This window comes from Salinispora pacifica DSM 45544, assembly GCF_000378845.1.
In the GTDB taxonomy this organism is placed as follows: Bacteria; Actinomycetota; Actinomycetes; order Mycobacteriales; family Micromonosporaceae; genus Micromonospora; species Micromonospora pacifica.
Map to the genome: position 1 here is coordinate 3169770 of NZ_KB905359.1, position 18441 is coordinate 3188210.

18 protein-coding genes are annotated in these 18441 nt (G+C 72.1%); 6 read left to right on the forward strand and 12 right to left on the reverse strand.

Annotation, left to right across the window (positions count from 1 at the left end; translation table 11 throughout):
• The first annotated feature begins 15 nt into the window (after window positions 1-15).
• Window positions 16-1422, forward strand: a complete 1407-nt coding sequence (dnaB, locus tag SALPAC3_RS0114405) for a replicative DNA helicase (RefSeq protein WP_018221926.1) — start codon at window positions 16-18, stop codon at window positions 1420-1422.
• Between the two features lie 144 nt (window positions 1423-1566).
• On the opposite strand, the gene SALPAC3_RS0114410 is transcribed toward dnaB, so the two are convergent.
• Genes SALPAC3_RS0114410 through SALPAC3_RS0114420 form a run of 3 tightly spaced genes read right to left on the reverse strand, consistent with a single transcriptional unit; the run spans window position 1567 to window position 3902 of the window.
• Window positions 1567-1941 carry a TFIIB-type zinc ribbon-containing protein gene (locus tag SALPAC3_RS0114410; protein WP_018812333.1) on the reverse strand — a complete coding sequence of 125 codons (375 nt, stop codon included), beginning with the start codon at window positions 1939-1941 and terminating at the stop codon, window positions 1567-1569.
• Window positions 1942-1960: 19 nt separating this feature from the next.
• Complete coding sequence (locus SALPAC3_RS0114415; protein ID WP_018221928.1) at window positions 1961-2593, reverse strand: phosphoribosyltransferase; 633 nt, start codon at window positions 2591-2593, stop codon at window positions 1961-1963.
• 19 nt (window positions 2594-2612) lie between these two features.
• Window positions 2613-3902, reverse strand: a complete 1290-nt coding sequence (locus SALPAC3_RS0114420; protein WP_018221929.1) for a glycosyltransferase 87 family protein — start codon at window positions 3900-3902, stop codon at window positions 2613-2615.
• Between the two features lie 124 nt (window positions 3903-4026).
• On the opposite strand from SALPAC3_RS0114420, the gene moaC reads away from it, so the two are divergent.
• The 4 genes from moaC to SALPAC3_RS0114440 are packed head-to-tail and all read left to right on the forward strand — an operon-like array spanning window position 4027 to window position 6718.
• Window positions 4027-4518 carry a cyclic pyranopterin monophosphate synthase MoaC gene (gene moaC, locus SALPAC3_RS0114425; RefSeq protein WP_026185566.1) on the forward strand — a complete coding sequence of 164 codons (492 nt, stop codon included), beginning with the start codon at window positions 4027-4029 and terminating at the stop codon, window positions 4516-4518.
• Window positions 4515-4988 carry a MogA/MoaB family molybdenum cofactor biosynthesis protein gene (locus SALPAC3_RS0114430; protein WP_018221931.1) on the forward strand — a complete coding sequence of 158 codons (474 nt, stop codon included), beginning with the start codon at window positions 4515-4517 and terminating at the stop codon, window positions 4986-4988. Before moaC ends, SALPAC3_RS0114430 begins: the two co-directional genes overlap by 4 nt.
• A 54-nt stretch (window positions 4989-5042) precedes the next feature.
• Window positions 5043-6293: a molybdopterin molybdotransferase MoeA gene (locus SALPAC3_RS0114435; RefSeq protein ID WP_018812330.1), complete on the forward strand. Its 1251-nt coding sequence runs from the start codon at window positions 5043-5045 to the stop codon at window positions 6291-6293.
• Complete coding sequence (locus tag SALPAC3_RS0114440) at window positions 6290-6718, forward strand: molybdenum cofactor biosynthesis protein MoaE (RefSeq protein WP_018221933.1); 429 nt, start codon at window positions 6290-6292, stop codon at window positions 6716-6718. Before SALPAC3_RS0114435 ends, SALPAC3_RS0114440 begins: the two co-directional genes overlap by 4 nt.
• A 19-nt stretch (window positions 6719-6737) precedes the next feature.
• On the opposite strand, the gene SALPAC3_RS0114445 is transcribed toward SALPAC3_RS0114440, so the two are convergent.
• Complete coding sequence (locus SALPAC3_RS0114445) at window positions 6738-8171, reverse strand: glycosyltransferase 87 family protein (RefSeq protein ID WP_026185567.1); 1434 nt, start codon at window positions 8169-8171, stop codon at window positions 6738-6740.
• Window positions 8172-8383: 212 nt separating this feature from the next.
• Window positions 8384-8929 (reverse strand): DoxX family protein, encoded by a 546-nt coding sequence (locus tag SALPAC3_RS0114450; protein ID WP_026185568.1) that lies wholly within the window; start codon window positions 8927-8929, stop codon window positions 8384-8386.
• A 141-nt stretch (window positions 8930-9070) separates the two neighbouring features.
• Between SALPAC3_RS0114450 and SALPAC3_RS0114455 the strand changes: the two genes are divergently transcribed.
• Window positions 9071-9607 (forward strand): GNAT family N-acetyltransferase, encoded by a 537-nt coding sequence (locus SALPAC3_RS0114455; protein WP_033660614.1) that lies wholly within the window; start codon window positions 9071-9073, stop codon window positions 9605-9607.
• 30 nt (window positions 9608-9637) lie between these two features.
• Here the strand turns inward: SALPAC3_RS0114455 and SALPAC3_RS0114460 are convergent, their stop codons facing one another.
• The 7 genes from SALPAC3_RS0114460 to SALPAC3_RS0114490 all read right to left on the reverse strand — a co-directional run bounded on the left by SALPAC3_RS0114460 (window position 9638) and on the right by SALPAC3_RS0114490 (window position 18387).
• Complete coding sequence (locus SALPAC3_RS0114460; RefSeq protein WP_018221937.1) at window positions 9638-10876, reverse strand: ATP-binding protein; 1239 nt, start codon at window positions 10874-10876, stop codon at window positions 9638-9640.
• Between the two features lie 186 nt (window positions 10877-11062).
• The gene (locus tag SALPAC3_RS0114465; RefSeq protein WP_018221938.1) at window positions 11063-11563 is read right to left on the reverse strand and encodes an LppU/SCO3897 family protein; all 501 of its coding nucleotides are present in this window, start codon (window positions 11561-11563) and stop codon (window positions 11063-11065) included.
• 82 nt (window positions 11564-11645) lie between these two features.
• Complete coding sequence (locus tag SALPAC3_RS0114470) at window positions 11646-14840, reverse strand: UvrD-helicase domain-containing protein (protein WP_018221939.1); 3195 nt, start codon at window positions 14838-14840, stop codon at window positions 11646-11648.
• 61 nt (window positions 14841-14901) lie between these two features.
• Window positions 14902-16152 carry a metallophosphoesterase gene (locus tag SALPAC3_RS0114475; protein WP_026185569.1) on the reverse strand — a complete coding sequence of 417 codons (1251 nt, stop codon included), beginning with the start codon at window positions 16150-16152 and terminating at the stop codon, window positions 14902-14904.
• A 13-nt stretch (window positions 16153-16165) separates the two neighbouring features.
• Window positions 16166-16462, reverse strand: a complete 297-nt coding sequence (locus tag SALPAC3_RS0114480; protein WP_018221941.1) for a MoaD/ThiS family protein — start codon at window positions 16460-16462, stop codon at window positions 16166-16168.
• A gap of 1 nt (window position 16463) precedes the next feature.
• On the reverse strand, window positions 16464-17477 hold the full coding sequence (gene moaA, locus SALPAC3_RS0114485; protein WP_018221942.1) for a GTP 3',8-cyclase MoaA: 1014 nt from the start codon (window positions 17475-17477) through the stop codon (window positions 16464-16466).
• 1 nt (window position 17478) lies between these two features.
• Window positions 17479-18387 (reverse strand): fructosamine kinase family protein, encoded by a 909-nt coding sequence (locus SALPAC3_RS0114490; RefSeq protein ID WP_018221943.1) that lies wholly within the window; start codon window positions 18385-18387, stop codon window positions 17479-17481.
• Between the last annotated feature and the right edge of the window lie 54 nt (window positions 18388-18441).

Consider the following 18441-nt stretch of genomic DNA (forward strand, 5'->3'; position numbering starts at 1 on the left):
TGTGAAGGGGGAGCCGTGTCGGTCGCCGACGAGATGGCAGCCGAACCGCGTTCTGGTGGGCCGACATCGGTGCCGGTGCAGCGGGACGGCCAGTTCGAGAAGACCCCACCGCAGGACATCGCCGCCGAGCAGTGTGTGCTGGGCGGGATGCTCCTGTCCAAGGACGCGATCGCCGACGTGGTCGAGATTCTCAAGAGCAACGACTTCTACCGACCCGTCCACGCCACCGTCTTCGACACGATTCTCGAGATTTACGGCCGGGGCGAGCCCGCTGATTCGATCACGGTCGCGGCGGCCCTGGCCGACTCCGGCGACCTGGTCCGGATCGGGGGCGCACCGTACCTGCACACCCTGATCGCCAGTGTGCCCACCGCGGCCAACGCCGCCTACTACGCCCGGATTGTCAGCGAACGGGCTGTGCTCCGGCGGCTGGTCGAGGCCGGCACCCGGATCGTGCAACTCGGATTCGGTACCGCCGCCAGCGGCAGCCGGGACGTGGATGACGTCGTTGACCTCGCCCAGCAGGCCGTCTACGACGTCACGGAGCGGCGGGTCAGCGAGGACTTCGCCATCCTCGCCGACATGCTCCAGCCCACGCTCGACGAGATCGAGGCGGTTGGCGCCCAGCACGGCATGATGACCGGCGTTCCCACCGGCTTCACCGACCTCGACCGACTCCTCAACGGTCTGCAGGCCGGCCAGCTCATCATCGTCGCCGGGCGGCCCGGCCTGGGGAAGTCCACGGCAAGCATGGACTTCGCGCGGAATGCAGCGATTCGCGCCAACCAGGCTGCGGCGATCTTCTCGCTGGAGATGAGCAAGGTCGAGATCGTCATGCGACTTCTCTCGGCCGAGGCCCGGGTGCCCCTGCACGTGCTGCGCAGCGGTCAGCTCTCCGACGACGACTGGACGAAGCTCGCCCGCTGCATGGGTGAGATCAGTGAGGCGCCGCTCTTCGTGGACGACACGCCGAGCATGAACCTGATGGAAATCCGGGCCAAGGCGCGACGTCTCAAGCAGCGACACGATCTGAAGCTCATCGTCGTCGACTACCTCCAGCTGATGACCTCGCCGAAGCGTACGGAGAGCCGGCAGCAGGAGGTCGCCGACCTGTCCCGTGGCCTCAAGCTCCTCGCGAAGGAGGTCGAGTGCCCGGTCATCGCGGTCAGCCAGCTGAACCGTGGCCCCGAACAGCGGACCGACAAACGGCCCCAGCTCTCCGACCTGCGGGAGTCCGGCTCCATCGAGCAGGACGCCGACGTCGTCATCCTGCTGCACCGTGACGACTACTACGACAAGGAGTCGCCGCGGGCCGGGGAGGCGGACTTCGTGGTGGCCAAGCACCGGAACGGGCCGACCGACACGGTGACGGTGGCAGCGCAGCTCCACCTGTCGCGCTTCGTGGACATGGCGATCGTGTGAGTGGACCCAGCGATCAGGTGCGCGAAGTCAGCTGACCGCGCAGCGTCCGAATCACCGCGCAGCCTGCGGAAGGAACGGGCAGCGTCCGGAAGGATCCCGGCCCGCGCTGCCGCGGCGGGGTCCCTCCGGACGCGCCGTACGGTGTCAGCCGAGCAGGTCGCCCAGGAAGCCCTTGTGCCGCTTCCGCCGGTAGTGCCCGTGGTAACCGTAGTGCTGACCGTGGCTCCCGTAGGCCGGGGCCGGAGCCGGGGGGTAGCCGTGCGCGGGCGGCGGGGGCGGCACGGTGCCGTAGCCGGGCTGCTGCGGCGGTGGCGGCGGGTACCCGCCGGGCTGGCTGGGCTGGGCGGGTGCCGGAGCGGCCTGCTGCCGGTTCCAGTTAGCCTCCGCCTCGAACAGCTTCTCCAACTCGCCGCGGTCGAGGAAGATCCCCCGGCACTCGCTGCACTGATCGATGACGACGCCACTGCGCTCGTACTGGCGCATCTCGCCGTGACACTTGGGACAGGTGAGGCTCATCATCTGACCGTACCTGGTTGACCTAAGCGGTCGCGGTCAACGTGGCGGTGACTTCGTCGTCGGAGACCTCGTGGAAGTCGTCGTAGTAGGCGCTGACCGCGGTGAACTCGGCCGGGTGCTGCGGACAGACAACCTGGTCGGCCTCGGCGGAGAGCAACTCGTACGCCTCCTGCGAGCCGACCGGGGCAGCCGCCACCACCCGTCGGGCACCGAGGTGGCGGGCGACCTGGACCGCGGCGCGGGCGGTGGCGCCGGTGGCGAGGCCGTCATCGACGATCAGGGCGGTGCGGTCGGTGAGATCCAGCGGCGGACGGTCGGCCCGGTAGAGCCGCTCCCGGCGATCCAACTCGGCCCGCTCCTGGCGATCGACCTCGGCGATCTCCGCCGGGCTGAGCCGGCTGGCGATCCGCTCGTTGAGCACCTGGGCCCCGCCGGGACCGATCGCGCCGAACGCGACCTCGGGCGCACCGGGAAGGCCGAGCTTACGGACGGTGATCACATCGAGTGGGGCCTCGAGTCGACGGGCGATCACCTCGGCCACCGGCACTCCGCCGCGAACCAGGGCAAGCACGATGACATCGGGTTCGCCGACGAGCGCGGTGAGCCGATCGGCGAGTGCCCGACCCGCGTCGCCGCGGTCACGAAAGGTGGTCACCTCTCAGGTGTACGCCGGGTTAGTCGGTTTCGTGGCGGGTTGCTGGATTCCGACAGGCGAGTGCGGGGGTCCAGATCAGAAAGGCCAGCGGGTAGAGCAGGTAGCCGAACCGGCTGGCAGGCATGAGTAGGAGCGCGACGAGGAGCCCGTACCCGCAGATGAGCGACGCGGCGGCGGCCGTACGCGGCGGGCGGCGGGTGAGCCGCAGGGCGAAGGCCAGCCCCACGGCGAGCAGCAGCCCGCCGGTGAGTAGCCGCCCGGCGGGCAGCGCGGTGGAGATCAGGTGGCCCGGGAGCGGGGACTGGGCCGGGCTGGTGACCAGGCCTTGGCCGAGCGGGAAGCGGAGCACGTTCTCGACCAACGCGTCGGGGTCGATCAGCAGAACGGGCAGCAGGGCGAGGGCCGGCAGCCCCAGGGCGCCGGCGAGGACCCGCCGGCCGGACCGTCGGGTGGCACCCCAGACGGCCAAGACCACCGCGACCGGCCAGGCGAAGAGTTTCAGGGCAGCGGCCAACCCCACGGCAGCCCCGGCCCGGCCCGGTTTACCGGCGGCGGCGAGGGTGAGCGCGAACAGGCAGAGCGCGAGAACGGGTAGGTCGTCGCCGCCGGTGGCGAGGGTGAGCGCGCTGACCGGCAGGATCGCGGCGGCCTGTACGCCGCGCAGGATGCCGTTGCCGGGCCGGTGTGCCTCGCGGGCGCCGGACCGCCAGAGCGTGCGCCCGGCGAGTGCGAGGATGGCGACGGTGGCGAGCGCGAACCACACTCGGGCGTCGGTCAACGCGGTGTCGACGAGGGCGCGGGGCAGCCCGAACAGGGCCATTGCCGGTTGGTACGGGGTGTAGCCGAAGAGCTGCTCGCTGGCGGGGAGCGCGGCGATCGCCTCGCGGCTGAGATAGGGCGTACCGGTCTCGATCAGCCGCCGCCCGGAGTCCTCAATGACGATGACCTCCTCCTGCGCCCGGTCGGGACGCCCGAAGGCCCGTTCGGTGCTCTGCCAGAGCACCGGCAGCAGCACGGTGGTGCTGGCGGCGAGCCCGGCGACCGCCCAGCGGGTGGCGAGCCCGGTCAGCGGGGAGCCGGGGCGGCGCCGCCAGCTCAGCAGCTGGGCGGTGGCGACGACGGCGGCGACGAGGTAGCCGGCGGTGGCGACACTGCCCCATGCGCGGTGCGGGGCGAGGGCGGAGGTCAGGGTGGTGACTGCGGCGAATCCGGCTGAGGCGGCGTAGAGGGCCAGGTCGACGGCGAGGCCACCGGCGGCGTTGTCAACGGCGGACCACCCGCGGCGTACGCCCGGAACGGCGCTGGTCACGCGGTCAGTTTTGCAGATCGGCGGCGCCGGGTCAGGCGAGCTGGGAAGGACCGCGGTGGTAGCCGGCCGGTGGCCGTTCCAACCGGCGGCCGAGCCCGGCAGAGCGGTGACTAGACTCGCCGTCGTGACGGACTCCGCGCAGCTCACCCACGTTGACGCGGCAGGCGCAGCCCGCATGGTTGACGTCTCCGCCAAGGCGGTGACCGGGCGGCTGGCCGTCGCCGCCGGCCGGCTCCGCACCACCCGTGCGGTCGTTGACCTCCTGCGCCGCGATGGGCTACCCAAGGGAGATGCGCTCGCCGTTGGCCGGCTCGCCGGGATCATGGGCGCGAAACGGACCCCGGACCTGATTCCGCTCTGCCACCCGATCGCCCTACACGGCGTCGCCGTTGACCTGACCCTCACCGACGACACCGTTGAGATCACCGCGACCGCCCGGACGGCCGACCGCACCGGCGTCGAGATGGAGGCGCTCACCGCCGTCGCGGTCGCCGGCCTGGCCCTCGTCGACATGGTCAAGGCCGTCGACCCGGCGGCCACGGTGGACGCGGTCCGTGTCCTGCGCAAGGAGGGCGGAGCGACCGGTGAGTGGGTCCGCCCCGAGGACCGCCCGTGATCCGGGCGCGGGTGGTTGTCGCCTCCAACCGGGCCTTCGCCGGTGTCTACCCGGACACCAGCGGCCCGCTGCTCGCCGCCGGCCTGCGGGAGCTGGGCTGTGTGGTGGACGAGCCGGTCATCGTGGTCCCGGACGGTGACCCGGTCGGTGCGGCGCTGGGCGCCGCCGCCGCCGAGGGGGTGGATGTCGTGGTGACCAGTGGTGGCACCGGCATCAACCCGACGGACCGTACCCCGGAGGTGACCCGGGCGCTGCTCGACCACGAGATCCCGGGCATCGCGGAGGCCATCCGCGCGTACAGCCGGGACCGCGTGCCCACCGCGGTGTTGTCCCGGGGAGTCGCCGGTGTGCTGGGGCGGACGCTGGTGGTGAACCTCCCCGGCTCGACCGGTGGCGCCCGCGACGGGCTGGCCGTGCTCGGGCCGATCCTCGCCCACGCTGTTGACCAGCTTCGTGGCGGGGACCACTGATCGGTTCGCGGACCAACGGGCACGTGCACGCCCCGATACTCTCGTCGGGTGAGCATGGAAGCCGCAGCCGCCGCCCCCGTCGCTCCGCCCCCACCCGCGGGCTGGGAGGAGGCGCGTTCCCGGGCGTATGCGGTGGGTCGAGCTGCCGCGCTGCCGGTGGTGGGTCGGCCGCTCGTTGACCTCGACGGGCATACCCTGGCCGAGCCGTTGGCCACCCGGACCCCCCTACCGGCGTTCCGCACGACCAGCGTGGATGGCTGGGCGGTGCGTGGCGCCGGTCCGTGGCGGATCGTGGGTCGGGTCCTGGCCGGCGGGGTTCCGGCGCCGCTGACCGAGGACGGCACCACCGTCGAGATCGCCACCGGTGCGATGGTTCCCGACGGCGCCGCCGCTGTGCTGCGGGTGGAGGAGTCGAGCCGTACTCCGGACGGGTTGGTGGCCGGCACCCCCCGGCCGTCGCCCGAGTGGCGGCTGCCGGGTGAGGAGGCCGCCGCCGGAGAGGAGCTGTGCCCGGTCGGCACGCCCGTGGACCCGGCGGTGATCGGGTTGGCCGCCTCCTGCGGACACGACACCCTGCGCGTACGGCGGCAGCCGCGCGCGGCGTTGCTGGTCTTCGGGGACGAACTGTTGACGGCCGGGCCGCCCGGGGCGGGGCGGGTCCGGGACGCACTCGGTCCCGCCGTGCCGGCGTGGCTGCGCCGGTACGGGTGTGCGGTGCGCCCCTCCGACGTGGTCGGGCCGGTGGCGGACACCCTCTCGGCGCACGTGGCGGCGCTCAGGGATGCGCTCACCCAGGCCGACCTGGTCTGCACGACCGGCGGCACCATGCACGGACCGGTGGACCACCTGCATCCCGCACTTGCGGCGTTGGGGGCGGAGTACGTGGTCAACACCGTCGCCGTTCGGCCCGGCTTCCCGATGCTGCTGGCCCGGGTGGTCGGCACCGACGGCCGGGTACGCTTCGTGGCCGGGCTGCCCGGTAACCCGCAGTCCGCGATTATCGCCCTGGCGTCGCTGGTCGCACCGCTGCTGGCCGGTCTCGCCGGCCGGCTGATGCCGGAGTTGCCGCAGGCGGTGCTCGCCGAGCCGATTCCCGGGCGGGGCGCCTTCACCCACCTTGCGTTGGTCCGGTTGGATCGAGTCACCGGCACCGCCCATCCGCTCCGGCACGTCGGCTCGGCGATGCTGCGCGGCCTGGCCGAAGCCGACGGGTTCGCGGTGATCCGCCCCGGCGCGTCCGGCGAGCCGGGTGACCGGGTGTCGGTCGTGCCGCTGCCGTTGCTGCCTGGGGAGCGCGGGTCGTGACCGCCCCGACCGTGGCGTTCGGCGAGGTTACCGAGCGACCGTTGGATCTCGCCGCACACGAGGGCGCGGTGGCGGACCGGGCCGCTGGCGCGGTCGTGTCGTTCCAGGGCGTCGTCCGGGATCACGACCATGGCCGAGCGGTGGTCGCGCTGACCTACGAGGGGCACCCGAGCGCCGAGCGGGTGCTGCGCGAGGTCGCCGCCGAGATCGCCGCCGACCCCGAGGTGTACGCGGTGGCGGTCTCGCATCGGGTCGGGCCACTGGAGATCGGCGACGCGGCACTGGTGGCGGCGGTCAGCACCGCCCACCGAGCCGCCGCGTTCGCCGCCTGTGCCCGATTGGTTGACGAGGTGAAGGCGCGGCTGCCGATCTGGAAGCGGCAGGTGTTCGCGGACGGCACCGAGGAGTGGGTGAACTGTCCCTGACGCCGTCCGTGGTCAACGGTCAGCGGCGGCTGGCCAGCGGGACCGGCCGGCCTGGACGCTCGCCGTAGAAGGCCGGCTCGGCCCCGGGGCGCCAGGGCAGCGCGGCGACCAGCACGATCAGCGCCAGGGCCAGCGAATTCTCCATCAGGGCACCGAAGAGACCGTCCTGATAGTGCGACACCTCGGGCAGCTGGTGCTCGTACGGCCAGATCGGCGAGACGAGGAAGAGGAGATAGAGGACCACGGCAGCGGCTCCATGCCGGAGCCCGGTCAGCGTCGGGTACCAGATCGGGGGGCGTAGACCGTTCACTCCGGGTAGTGCCTCCGAGCCGGCCCGGGCGGCGAGCGCCCGGCTGGCGTCCCGGCGGCGGACGGCGGCGTCGGCGAGCACGATGATCGCGGGGATCACCCAGACCAGGTGGTGCGTCCAGGAGATCGGGCTGATCACACTGGTGGTGAGCCCGACCAGGGTGAATGCCGTCAGCTCGTCGCCGTCTGCCCGGGCGTTGGCGGCCCGGGACAGACCGAGCGCGAGCAGCAGGATCGCGAACGTGAACCAGAGCAGCCCCGGGGTCTCGATCGAGTCGTGGAGGCGGGCGAGCAGGCCGGCGAGCGACTGGTTGGGGGTCATGTCGGCGGCACCGACCCGCTCGGTCTGCCAGAGCACCCCACCGAAGTAGGCCCGGGACTCGGGGCCGACAACGGCGAATGACCCGATCGTCACGGTCAGTACCGTGCCGACGGCGGTGGTAGCCACCCGCCACTGGCGGGGGATCATGAGGTAGGCGATGAAGAGAGCGGGGGTCAGCTTCACCGCGGTGGCGAGGCCGATCCCGACGCCCGCCCAGGCGCCGCTGTAGACGAAGCGCAGCAGCGGCCCGTCGGTGGGGGCGCCGTGGGCGCCTCGACGGGATCGCCAGCGCAGACCGACCAGGTCGGCCATGACCAGTGCGAACAGCAGCAGATTGACCTGCCCGTAGCCGAGGGTCTCCCGGGACGGCTCAAGGGCGGTGGCGAGCACCGTCGCGAGCGCCACCGCGTACCACAGGGGATAGTTGAGCCGGTCGGCGATCGGGCGGAGCAGCGCGGTGAGGACCACGGCCAGCGCGGCGACACTCGCCACCGCGTTCACCAGCCCGGCCAGCCCGACCGGTAGATGCGCCATTGGGAGCATGGCGAGCCCGGCGAAGGGCGGGTAGGTGAACCCGAGGGTCGTGTCGGGCGCGATGAACTCGTACAGCTCGTGGCCGTTCGCCCACCACACCGCCGCACCGTGGTAGATCTTCATGTCGAAGAAGTTGTACGGCCGCCCGAACGCGCCGACCGCGAGCCAGGCGGCGTACGCGACGACGGCCACGACTCCGATCCGGATGACGGTCCTACGATCGAGCCCCTGCAGGACACGGCGAACCGGGGTGAGGCGGCGTCCCCGCCGACGGAGAGTCGTCGGCATTGAGTGCCCACCCCCGTACCAATATCGCCCTCGCCGTCCTGGTCCGGTACGGAGCCTAGAACGGTCCCTCACGTGTTTGCCTCCCGCGTTATATGACCGTGTCCGATCCCACACTGGTTTTTGACATTTCTACCGGGTTAACACCGGGCGGTCGGTACGTCGGATTCACTGTTTGGTCCGACGGAGCGCGACGGGAGGAGGATCGACGCTGGTCAGCCAGGGAAGCGTCGAGCCGTCGCTGCCGATCGTACGGCGGTCCGAGCCTGTCGGCGGGCGGTACGAACAGCTCGCGTCGCCCAACGCTGGGAGTGGCCGAGCCGCTGACCGGCCCGCCAGCGCAGCCCCGGCTTCCCGGCGGTGTCCGCGGCGGCCAGCAAGAGCCCACCGAATAGGCCAAGGTTTTTCAGGAAATGGAGTTGGTTGTTGACCCGCTGTCCCGGATCCACGTCAGTCCAGAAGGGATGTCCGGCGATAGTACCCGGCACCAGAGTGCCGGCCAGAACCAAGGCCGCCGGTCGGGTGAGTCGTCCGGTGGCGAGCAGTAGGCCGGCCCCGAACTGTACGGCTCCATTGGCGCGGATCAGGGTCTCGGTATCGGTGGGGACGCCGGGAACGGCTCGTCGCAGCAGGGGCGCGACCCGGTCTGCCATCGGCGTGGCGGCCGGGGCCAGCCGAGCCGGGGCGGCGAGGCTGCGGGCCCCCTCGACCACGAGGATGCCACTGAGCATTACTCGGGCGAGGGAGCGCACGGGTGTCATGGGTCAGTCATACCCTGTCGGATCCGCCGCCACCCCGGCAACCGACCGATCTGGATCGGTCGACCCGGCCTGCCACGCCGAATCGCGGTACTGTCCCGGACGGGCCGGCGCCGGAGGGGTAACGTCCCCGGCGTGACCACCATGCGACTACGGCCCGAGGATCCGGCAGATACCGGTGCGGTTCGGCGGGTCCTCGCTGGCGCGTTCGCCCGTCCCGATGTCACCACCCCGCCGGAGGTCGGCCTCGTCGACGAGCTGCGCGGCAGCGCGGAGTGGCTGCCGGCGCTGGCCATGGTGGCCGAGTACGGGGGTGAGGTCGTCGGCTACGCGCTGCTCACCCGGGTGCGGGTTCGCTCCGACCGCGACGACGTGCCCGCGCTCGCCCTCGGGCCGGTGGCGGTCGCCCCGCACCGGCAGCGCATCGGGCTGGGCAGCGCGGTGGTGCAGGCAGCCCTGGACGCCGCCGCCGAGCTGGGTGAGCGCCTCGTGGTGGTGTTGGGTGATCCGGCCTTCTACCGGCGGTTCGGGTTCGGTCGGGCCGACCGGCTCGGCCTCACCAGCCCCTGGTCCGGGCTCGGTGAGCCCTGGCAGGCCCGGGTGTTGCCCTCGGTCGGCGGTGGCACCGGGCCGCCCGCTCCCGGCGAGGTGATCTTTCCGCCGCCGTGGTCGAAGGTGTGAGTCACCGAGCCGTCGGCTGGCTCGACCCAGCTATGCCGGCTGGGTGCGGAGGTAACGGCCGAAGTGGGGCACCGTGAACGCCACCGTACCGCGTTCGCCGGAGTAGATGAGACCCTTTTTGATCAGTGCGTCCCGAGCCGGGGAGAGGCTTGCGGGCTTACGCCCCAGCGCGCGGGCGATCTCGGCGGTCGGCACGGCCGCGTCCATGTCATCCGGGGTGCCCACGTCCGTACCGTCAACCAGAGAGAGGGTCGCCATCGCCCGCATGTACTCGCGTTCGGCCGGAGTGGCTCGCTCGAACCGGGAGCCGAAGAAGCCCACCGCCAGTTCGGCCTCGGCGTCCGGCGCCGCCACCCGGACGTCGGCGGCGGTGATCGGTGAGCGGGGAGCGTGGTCCCAGGTCGTCTTTCCGTACGCCTGGACGAAGTAGGGATAGCCGCCGGACTTCTCGTAGAGCAGGTCGAGCGCCTTCTGCTCGTACTCGATCTCCTCGCGCGCAGCAGGCGCGCAGAGCGCCTGGTCGGCGGCGACCCGGTCGAGTCGATCGATGCGCTGGTAGCGGAAGAGCCGTTCGGAGTACGATTTCGCCGCGCTGAGCACAGCCGGAAGGTGCGGCAGCCCGGCACCGACCACGATCAGTGGCGCGCCGAGTTGGGACAGCTCGTGGCAGGCGGCACAGAGCGCGGAGACCTCCTCCGGGGCGAGGTCCTGCATCTCGTCGATGAAGACGGCGACGCCGGTACCGACGTCGGCGGCCACCGCGGCGGCGTCGGTCAGCAGCTCCACCAGGTCGATCTCGATGTCGCCGGAGTCGGCCCGCCCGCTCGCGGCGGGGACATCGATGCCGGGTTGCCACCGGTCCCGTAGCCGGGGGAAGGTCCCGCCCCGCCCGCTCGGGGCGGATCGTTGTGCGAAGGCCTTCAGGACACCGAGGAAGGCGTCGATCCGGTCTGGAGCGCGGTGCCGGGGGGCCAGCTCGCGCACGGCCATGTGGAGGGCGGCCGAGATCGGTCGGCGCAGCGACTGGTCTGGCCGGATTTCGATCTTGCCGCTGCCCCAGAGTCGGTTGATGGCCTGCGACCGGAGCGTGTTGAGCAGCACCGTCTTGCCCACGCCGCGTAGCCCGGTGAGCATCAGGCTGCGCTCTGGTCGGCCGCGCGCGATCCGCTCCAGCACGATGTCGAAGACGTCCAGCTCCCGCCCGCGCCCGGCCAGCTCGGGCGGGCGTTGCCCGGCGCCCGGAGCGTAGGGATTGCGGATCGGATCCACGCATCGGAGAGTATCGGGCTGTCTAGCAGTGGGGCTAGACCTCGGTAGATGGAGCTACCGGCGTGTCGGGAAGTCCGGTGTCGAGTCAATTCTAGGGCTGTATAGCCTCCACGCTAGACAGCCCTAGGTGTGGAGATAAGCGCGTGGTCCGGTGCCTCGTTGGTGGTCGCCCCCGAGCGGCGGTGCTCAGCGCTGTTTCAGGCAGAGCACGAAGTCGAGAGTGTCCAGGTCACTGTCGAAGAAGAACCAGTTGGTGTAGCCGCCGACGGAGGCGCATTTCGCCGCGGCGTCCTTCTTGCCCGTGGTCGGGCCGTCAACACGGAGCAGCACCTCGTACGTCTGTGGGCCGCACTCGGTGATCAGCAGCTCGGGTTTACCGCCGGCTGGCCCGTTGTTGCGGACGCACTGGCCGACCTCGACGAAGCGGGGGTTGGCCGAAGGGTCTGGGGCCGCGAGACCGGGCCCCGCCGACGTGGCTGGCCCGGCGGAGGAGACCGAGACCGTGACGTTGGGGGTCGGGTCGGACGCCGCCGGCGTCTCGTCGCCCCCGGCGCGGAACCAGAGGCCACCCGCCCCGACCCCGAGGGTCAGGAACACGACGATGCCGAGTACCGCGACCAGCGGTCCGCGGCGCCGAGGGGGAATCGGCTCGGCACCGTGGCCGGCCGGTGGTTCGTAGTCCGGCATGCGCGTCCTCCAGCGGGAGTGTGAGCGGCTGGACACTCGGGGTATCGCCGCCTTCGCCACCGTAGTGTGTGGCGGCCGCGATTCAGACCAGGCGGAGCTGACGATCCTTGGGGCGGCGGGACTCCGGTTCCCCGAGGCGTTCGAAGAGCCCCGGATCTATTGCGGACAAGAATGGCGAGGGTCGACAGTCGTACTCGGCGCCGTGCCGGAATCGCCGGGCGGCGTGGCTGAGGTAGAGCCGATCCTGCGCCCGGGTCACCCCCACGAAGAAGAGCCGTCGCTCTTCGGCGACCGCGTCGTCGTCCGGCTCGCTACCGGGCCAGCGCAGCGGCAACAGCCCGTCCTCGGCGCCGACCAGGAAGACCACCGGGAACTCCAGCCCCTTGGCGGCATGCAGAGTGAGCAGGGTGACCGCCTGCGCGCGTGGATCGAGCGCGTCCACCTCCGCCCCCGTCGCCAGCTGGGACAGGAACAGGTCCAGGTCATCGCCGCAGCGCCGGGCCAGCGGGGTGAGCAGGTCGACCGCCACCCGTACGTCGGTCGGCCCGGCGGTGCCCGAACCGTCGAGGGTGGGGGTGGCGAACCGTTGCGCGACCACCTGGCCGGCGAGCCGAACCCGAGCCGGCAGGCCACCGTCAACGACGCCGGTGTGCCGCAACTCCCGGGCGATCTCGGCGACGCCGGGGCGGTCACGGAGCCGGTCATGAGAGCGCTTCTGTACCGGGATGTTCGCCCGGGACAGCGCGTCCACGATCGGTGCGGCCTGCGCGTCGGTGCGGTAGAGCACCGCGATGTCGGAGAACGAGAGCGTGCTCGCGGCGCCGTCGATCCGCCCCGAATCCAGCGAGCGGTGCGACAGCCCACCGACCAACTCGTCCACCGTACGGGCGACGAAGGTGGCCTCGTCGGCGACGGAGATGGCCGCGTACCGCCCGAGCAGCGGGGCCTCCGGGTCGAGTCGGGCCGGGTCCAGCCGGCGGCCCCGGACCAACGACGTCGGGGCGATCGCCTGCACCGCGGCGGCCAGGATCGGTGCCGACGAACGGTAGTTGCGGTTCAGCCGGACCAGCCGGGCATCGGTGAAGTCCTGCGAGAAGCGCAGGAAGTAGCGGACATCGGCGCCCCGGAAGGAGTAGATCGCCTGGTCCGGGTCGCCGATCGCGCAGAGGTTCCCGTCGGCGGGGCTGAGCAACCGGAGGAGCTCGTACTGCACCTCGTCAACGTCCTGGTACTCGTCAACGAAGATCCACTGCCATCGTTCGCGATAGGAGTCGGCCAACCGCCGATCGGCTCGCAGCAGGGTCAGCGGCAGGGTGAGCAGCTCGTCCAGGTCGACCAGGTCCTGCTTGCGGAGCAGCGCCAGATAGGTGCCGTCGTCGTCGCCGGCCTCGGCCCGGGCGGCGGCACGGTCCGCGTCGTCGGCGATCCGGAAGTTCGCCGGCAGGCCAGCGGCCGCATGGTTCTCCCGCAGGAGCTGTAGGCCGACGGAGTGGAACGTGCCGACGGTGACGTCCTCGGCGACCGGCCCGAGTAGCCCGTCGAGTCGGTGCCGCAGCTCCTCGGCGGCGCGTCGGGTGAAGGTGATCGCCAGGCAGCGCTCCGGGAAGACGTTCAGCTCCGCGCAGAGGTACGCGATCCGGTGCGTCAGCGTACGGGTCTTGCCGGTGCCCGGACCGGCCACGATCAGCAGCGGCCCGCCGGGCGCGGCCGCGGCCACTCGCTGCATCGCGTCCAACCGGTCGAGCAGGCCGGTGCCGACCTCCTCCATCCCGGACAGCATCGGCTCGAAGGGCTCGTGCGGCGAGGGGGGTGGCGCGATCGGCGGCGAGGGTGGGCTGACCCGCCTCGGCTCCGGCTTCGTCGCCGGGCGGCGGGCCTTCGGCTTCGGGGTCGGGGTCGGTTCCGCGGGACGGCGCGGCGCCGGCACGGCGGGTACGTCGAAGAGGGTCTCCTGCGCTGCCGAGCCCCCACCGGGGCGGATTTCGGTCGGGTCGAAGAGGGTGATTACGCCGTACTCGCCATCGAAGCCCGAGACCCGGCGGACCTCCCCCCGACGAAGCCGGCGGATGCCCTCGGCGAGGAGTTCGCCGCCGACCCGGTCGATCTCCGCGAGCGGCGTCCGGGTGAGGATCTCCAGCTCCGGGCCGAGCGCGGCGATCAGGTCGTTGAGCTTGCCCGCGACCTTCTTGGAACGCGCCCCCACCGTGTTGATCTCACCGAGGAGTTCGGCCAATGGCACCAGGTGGGTGACGTCCCGGGCGTGCGCCGGCCGGTGCCCCACGGGTCGGTCGGCCAACTCCTCCACCCGGTTGAGGACCCCGACGGTCAGCGGCTTGCCGCACTCCGGGCAGCGGCCGCCCGCCGCCCGGGTCTGCTCCGGCGCCCAGTTGACCCCGCAGAGTCGGTGGCCGTCCGCGTGGTACTTCCCCTCTTCCGGGAAGAACTCGATCGTCCCGGCCAGGCCGTCGCCGGTCCGCAGCGCCTCCCGGATGGCGAAGTAGTCGCGGGCGGAGCTGAAGACCGTCGCCTCTCGGGCCAGCGCGGGCGGCGAGTGGGCGTCGGAGTTCGACACCAGCTGGTAGCGGTCGAGGCTGCCGACCCGCCAGTTCATCTCCGGATCGGAGGAGAGGCCGGTCTCCACCGCGAAGATGTGCTCGGCCAGGTCGGCGTAGCAGTCGGCGATCGCGTCGAAGCCGGACTTGGAGCCGAGGGCGGAGAACCACGGCGTCCAGATGTGCGCCGGTACGAGGTAGCCGTCCGGGCTCGCCGCGAGGGTGATCTCCAGCAGGTCGCGGGAGTCCAGGCCGAGGATCGGCCGTCCGTCCGAGCCGAGGTTGCCGATCCGCCCGAGCGCCGTGTTGAACCGGGCCACCGCCGCCAGGTCCGGTAGGTAGACCAGGTGGTGCACCTTGCGCGTCCGGTCGCCGCGTTTGTAGATCGTGGAGATCTCGACGCTGAGCATGAACCGTACCGGGGTGTGCTCCGCCTCGTCGGCGAGGCGCGGCGGTAGCTGGCGCGCGATCTCCCGTTCGGCCTCCGGAGCGAGTCGGTACAGGCCCGGCTCCGCCGGCTGCAGGGTCTCCCGCAGGTGGTCATACCAGGCGGGGTGGGTGAAGTCGCCGGTGCCGAGGACGGCGACGCCCTTGCGCCGAGCCCACCAGGCGAGGTTCGGCAGGGTGAGATCACGGCTGCACGCCCGCGAGTACTTCGAGTGGATGTGCAGGTCCGCGACGAAGGACGGGAGGCCACCGGGGGGTGCGGCGTTGATCGGAGGCACGAGGCATCCTGCCACAAAGCCCACGTCCTACGCTCGCCGCCACGCGCTCACGTGAGCTGCACTATGCCGAACGCAGCTCGACGAGGGTGACCTGTGGCTCGGCGCCGACCCGGACCGGAGGTCCCCAGAAGCCGGCGCCGTTGGTCACGTACACCTGGGTGCCGTTGACCTTGCCGAGGCCGGAGACCACCGGCTGCTCGAGCTGCACCAGATAGTTGAAGGGCGCCATCTGCCCACCGTGGGTGTGCCCGGAGAGCTGCAGGTCAACACCGTGTTTGGCGGCCTCGAAGGCCGCGACCGGCTGATGGGCGAGGAGTACCACCGGCCGGCTCGGGTCCCGATCGCCGAGGGCGGCGGCGTAGTCCGGCGGGCCGGCCACCCCGGTGCCGGCGGCATCGGCGTCGTTGACCCCGGCCAGGTCGAGTGCCCCGCCCCGGGCCTTGATCTCCACCCGGTGGTTCTGCAGGACCCGCAGGCCCAGGCGGTCCACCTCCTGCACCCACTCCTCCACGCCGGAGTAGTACTCGTGGTTGCCGGTGACGAAGAAGCTGCCGTGTCGGGATCGCAGGTCGCGTAGTGGCGCCGCCGCCTCGCCCAGCTCGGCGACGGAGCCGTCCACCAGATCGCCGACGACCGCGACGAGGTCGGCGTCCAGCCGGTTGATGATGGCCACGATCCGTTCGGTGTGGGCCCGCCCGAGCAGCGGGCCGATGTGGATGTCGGAGACGGTGGCGATGCGGAGGCCGTCCATGCTCCGGGGCAACCGGGCCAGGGGGACCTGTACCCGGTCCAGCTGGGGTGGGCCGAGGGCGGTGCGCACGCCGTAGCCGGTCAGGCCGGTGGCGGTGAGCCCGGCGAAGATCGCCGCCCCGCGCGCGAGGAGTAACCGGCGGGACGGATCGTGGTCCGGCTGCCCGTCGACAGGCGGGGTGGTGGCCGGCGGCTCGGCCGACCCGCCGGCCACCACCAGGGCGGGTTCTGGTGCCGGGGCGGTGGGCGTGGCGGCGGCCCTCCGGCGGCGCAGCACCAGCCGGGCGACCGCCATCGGTAGCTCCAGGGCCACCAGCAGGACCAGCAGGTAGAACAGGATCGCGAGCCAGAGGTAGCCCGGCCAGGCGAGCCAGTGCATCCCGGCTCGGGTGCCGACCAGCGTGGCCGGGGCGAGCGCCGCGAGCACCAGCATGGTGACACTGCCGATGCGTCGCGGCAGCCCCGGCCGGGTGGTGTCGCGTACCAGCCGCTTCCAGAGGTAGAGGTGGACCAGGCCGGTGAAGAGGGCCAGAGCGGCGACGAACCCCAGTACCGCGAACAAGGCTGTGCCTCCCTCAGCCACCCGCGAAGGGGGGCAGAACGTCGATCGTGGCGCCCGCGGGCAGCGGTGCCCGCCGATCGTGCCAGTTCACCCCGTCAACCAGGAAACTGGCGACGCCCAGTACCGCGCCGAGCCGTTCGCCGTGTCGGTCGGCGATGTCGGTCAGGACCGCGTCCAGCGACCGGCCGGCGGGCAGGTGCTCCTCGACGCATCCGGCGGCCGCCCGGGCCCCGGCGAAGTAGCGGATCGTGAGGGTCGCGGTCCTCCGGTCGGGTCCGGCGTCGTTCGCTGGCCCCCGCAGGTCGGACATGTCAGCCTCCTATCGCGGACATCGAGCGGTCGGGTTGCAGGAACCCCGGGTCGTCGATGCCGTGGCCAGCCCGTTTGCCCCACATCGCGGCCTGCCAGCGGCGGGCGAGCTCGTCGTCGTCGGCCCCGGCCCGGAGCGCTCCGCGCAGGTCGGACTCGGTGGTGGCGAAGAGGCAGTCACGGACCTGACCGTCGGTGGTGAGCCGGGTACGGTCGCACTCTCCGCAGAAGGGGCGGGTGACGCTGGCGATCACGCCGACGCGCGCCGGGCCACCGTTGACCAGCCAGGTCTCGGCCGGTGCCGCGCCCCGGTGGGCTGGGTCCGGCACCAGGGTGTGCTCGGCCCGGAGCAGGGCGAGGATCTCGTCGGCGGTCACCATGGTCGACCGGTCCCAGCCGTGCTGGGCATCCAGCGGCATCTGCTCGATGAAGCGCAGTTCGTAGTGGTTGTCGAGGGCGAAGCGAAGCAGCACGGGCGCCTCGTCCTGGTTGATGCCGCGGATCAGGACAGTATTGATCTTGACTGGGGTCAGCCCGGCCTTGGCCGCGCCGGTCAACCCGGCCAACACGGCATCCAGTCGGTCCCGTCGGGTCAGCCGGACAAACCGCTCCCGGTCGAGGGTGTCCAGCGAGACGTTCACCCGGTCCAGGCCGGCGGCGCGCAGGGCCGGCGCCAGCCGGTCCAGCCCGATGCCGTTGGTGGTCAGCGAGATGCGCGGCCGGGGGGCCAGCGCCGCGACCGCCGCGACGATGCCGACCAGGCCGGGCCGGATCAGCGGCTCACCACCGGTGAACCGCACCTCGGTCACCCCGAGCCGCTGCACCGCGATCCGGATCAGCCGGACCACCTCGTCGTCGTCGAGGAGCTGCGGCCCGGCGAGCCAGGGCAGCCCCTCGGCCGGCATGCAGTAGGTGCAACGCAGGTTGCACTTGTCGGTCAGGGAGACGCGCAGGCTTCGGGCGACGCGGCCATGCCGGTCCACGAGGATCCCAGCGGTCGGTCGGGCGGCGCTCACCTCACGACGGTAGCGCGCCCGAGCCGAGCAGGGCGCTTCGGGCGGTGTGGGCAACCGCTTCGCGGTAGGTCGCACCGAAGAGAGCGGTGTGCACCAGCAGCAGGTGCAGCTGGTGTAGTGGGATCCGCTCCGGCCAGCCATCGGCCAGCGGCCACGCCTCGTCGTAGGCGGCGCGGATCCGCTCCAGGTGCGGTGCGCCACCGAAGAGCGCGAGCTGCGCGAGGTCGGTCTCCCGGTGGCCACCGTGTGCTGCCGGATCCACCAGCCAGGCCCGGTCGTCGCGGCCCCAGAGCAGGTTGCCCGGCCAGAGGTCGCCGTGCAGCCGGGCCGGCGGTTCGTCGCCGCCGAGGGTGGCGGCCCGGGCGGCGACCTGCTCGACCAGCTTCCGCTCCGCCGGGCCGAGCGCGCCGTTGTCGACCGACATCCGCAGGTATGGCAGGAGCCGGCGCTCGACGAACCACCGCGACCACGGGCCGTCGTCCCGGGTGTTGTCCGCCGGTAGTGTGCCGATGAAGCCCGGCCAGTCGGCGCCGAAGGCCGGGGCGCCGGCCCGGTGCAGGGCCGCCAGTTCCCGGCCGAACCGCTCGGCCGCCCCCGGGTCGGGCTCGCCGGGCTCGACCCACGCCAGCGCCAGCAGGTCGGGCAGTGCCACGATCACCTCCGGTACGGCGACCGCGTCCGCCTCCCGTAGCCAGCGCAGCCCGGCCGCCTCGCTGGCGAAGAAGCGCCCCGGCTGGTCTCCGGTGGCCGTCTCGGGCCAGGTCTTCGCGAAGATCGAATGCCCGTCGTCGAGGGTGAGCCGGGTGGCGGTGCAGCTACTGCCGCCGGCGACCGGCGTCTCCCGGATCCGCTGGTGGGTCCGGAAGGTCGGCAGGTGCTCCGGGTGGGCCCGCAGGTACGCCAGATCCATGGGTCGGACGGTAGTGGGTAGGGGCGGGCTGAGGGCGGCGGCGGCCGAGAAGTC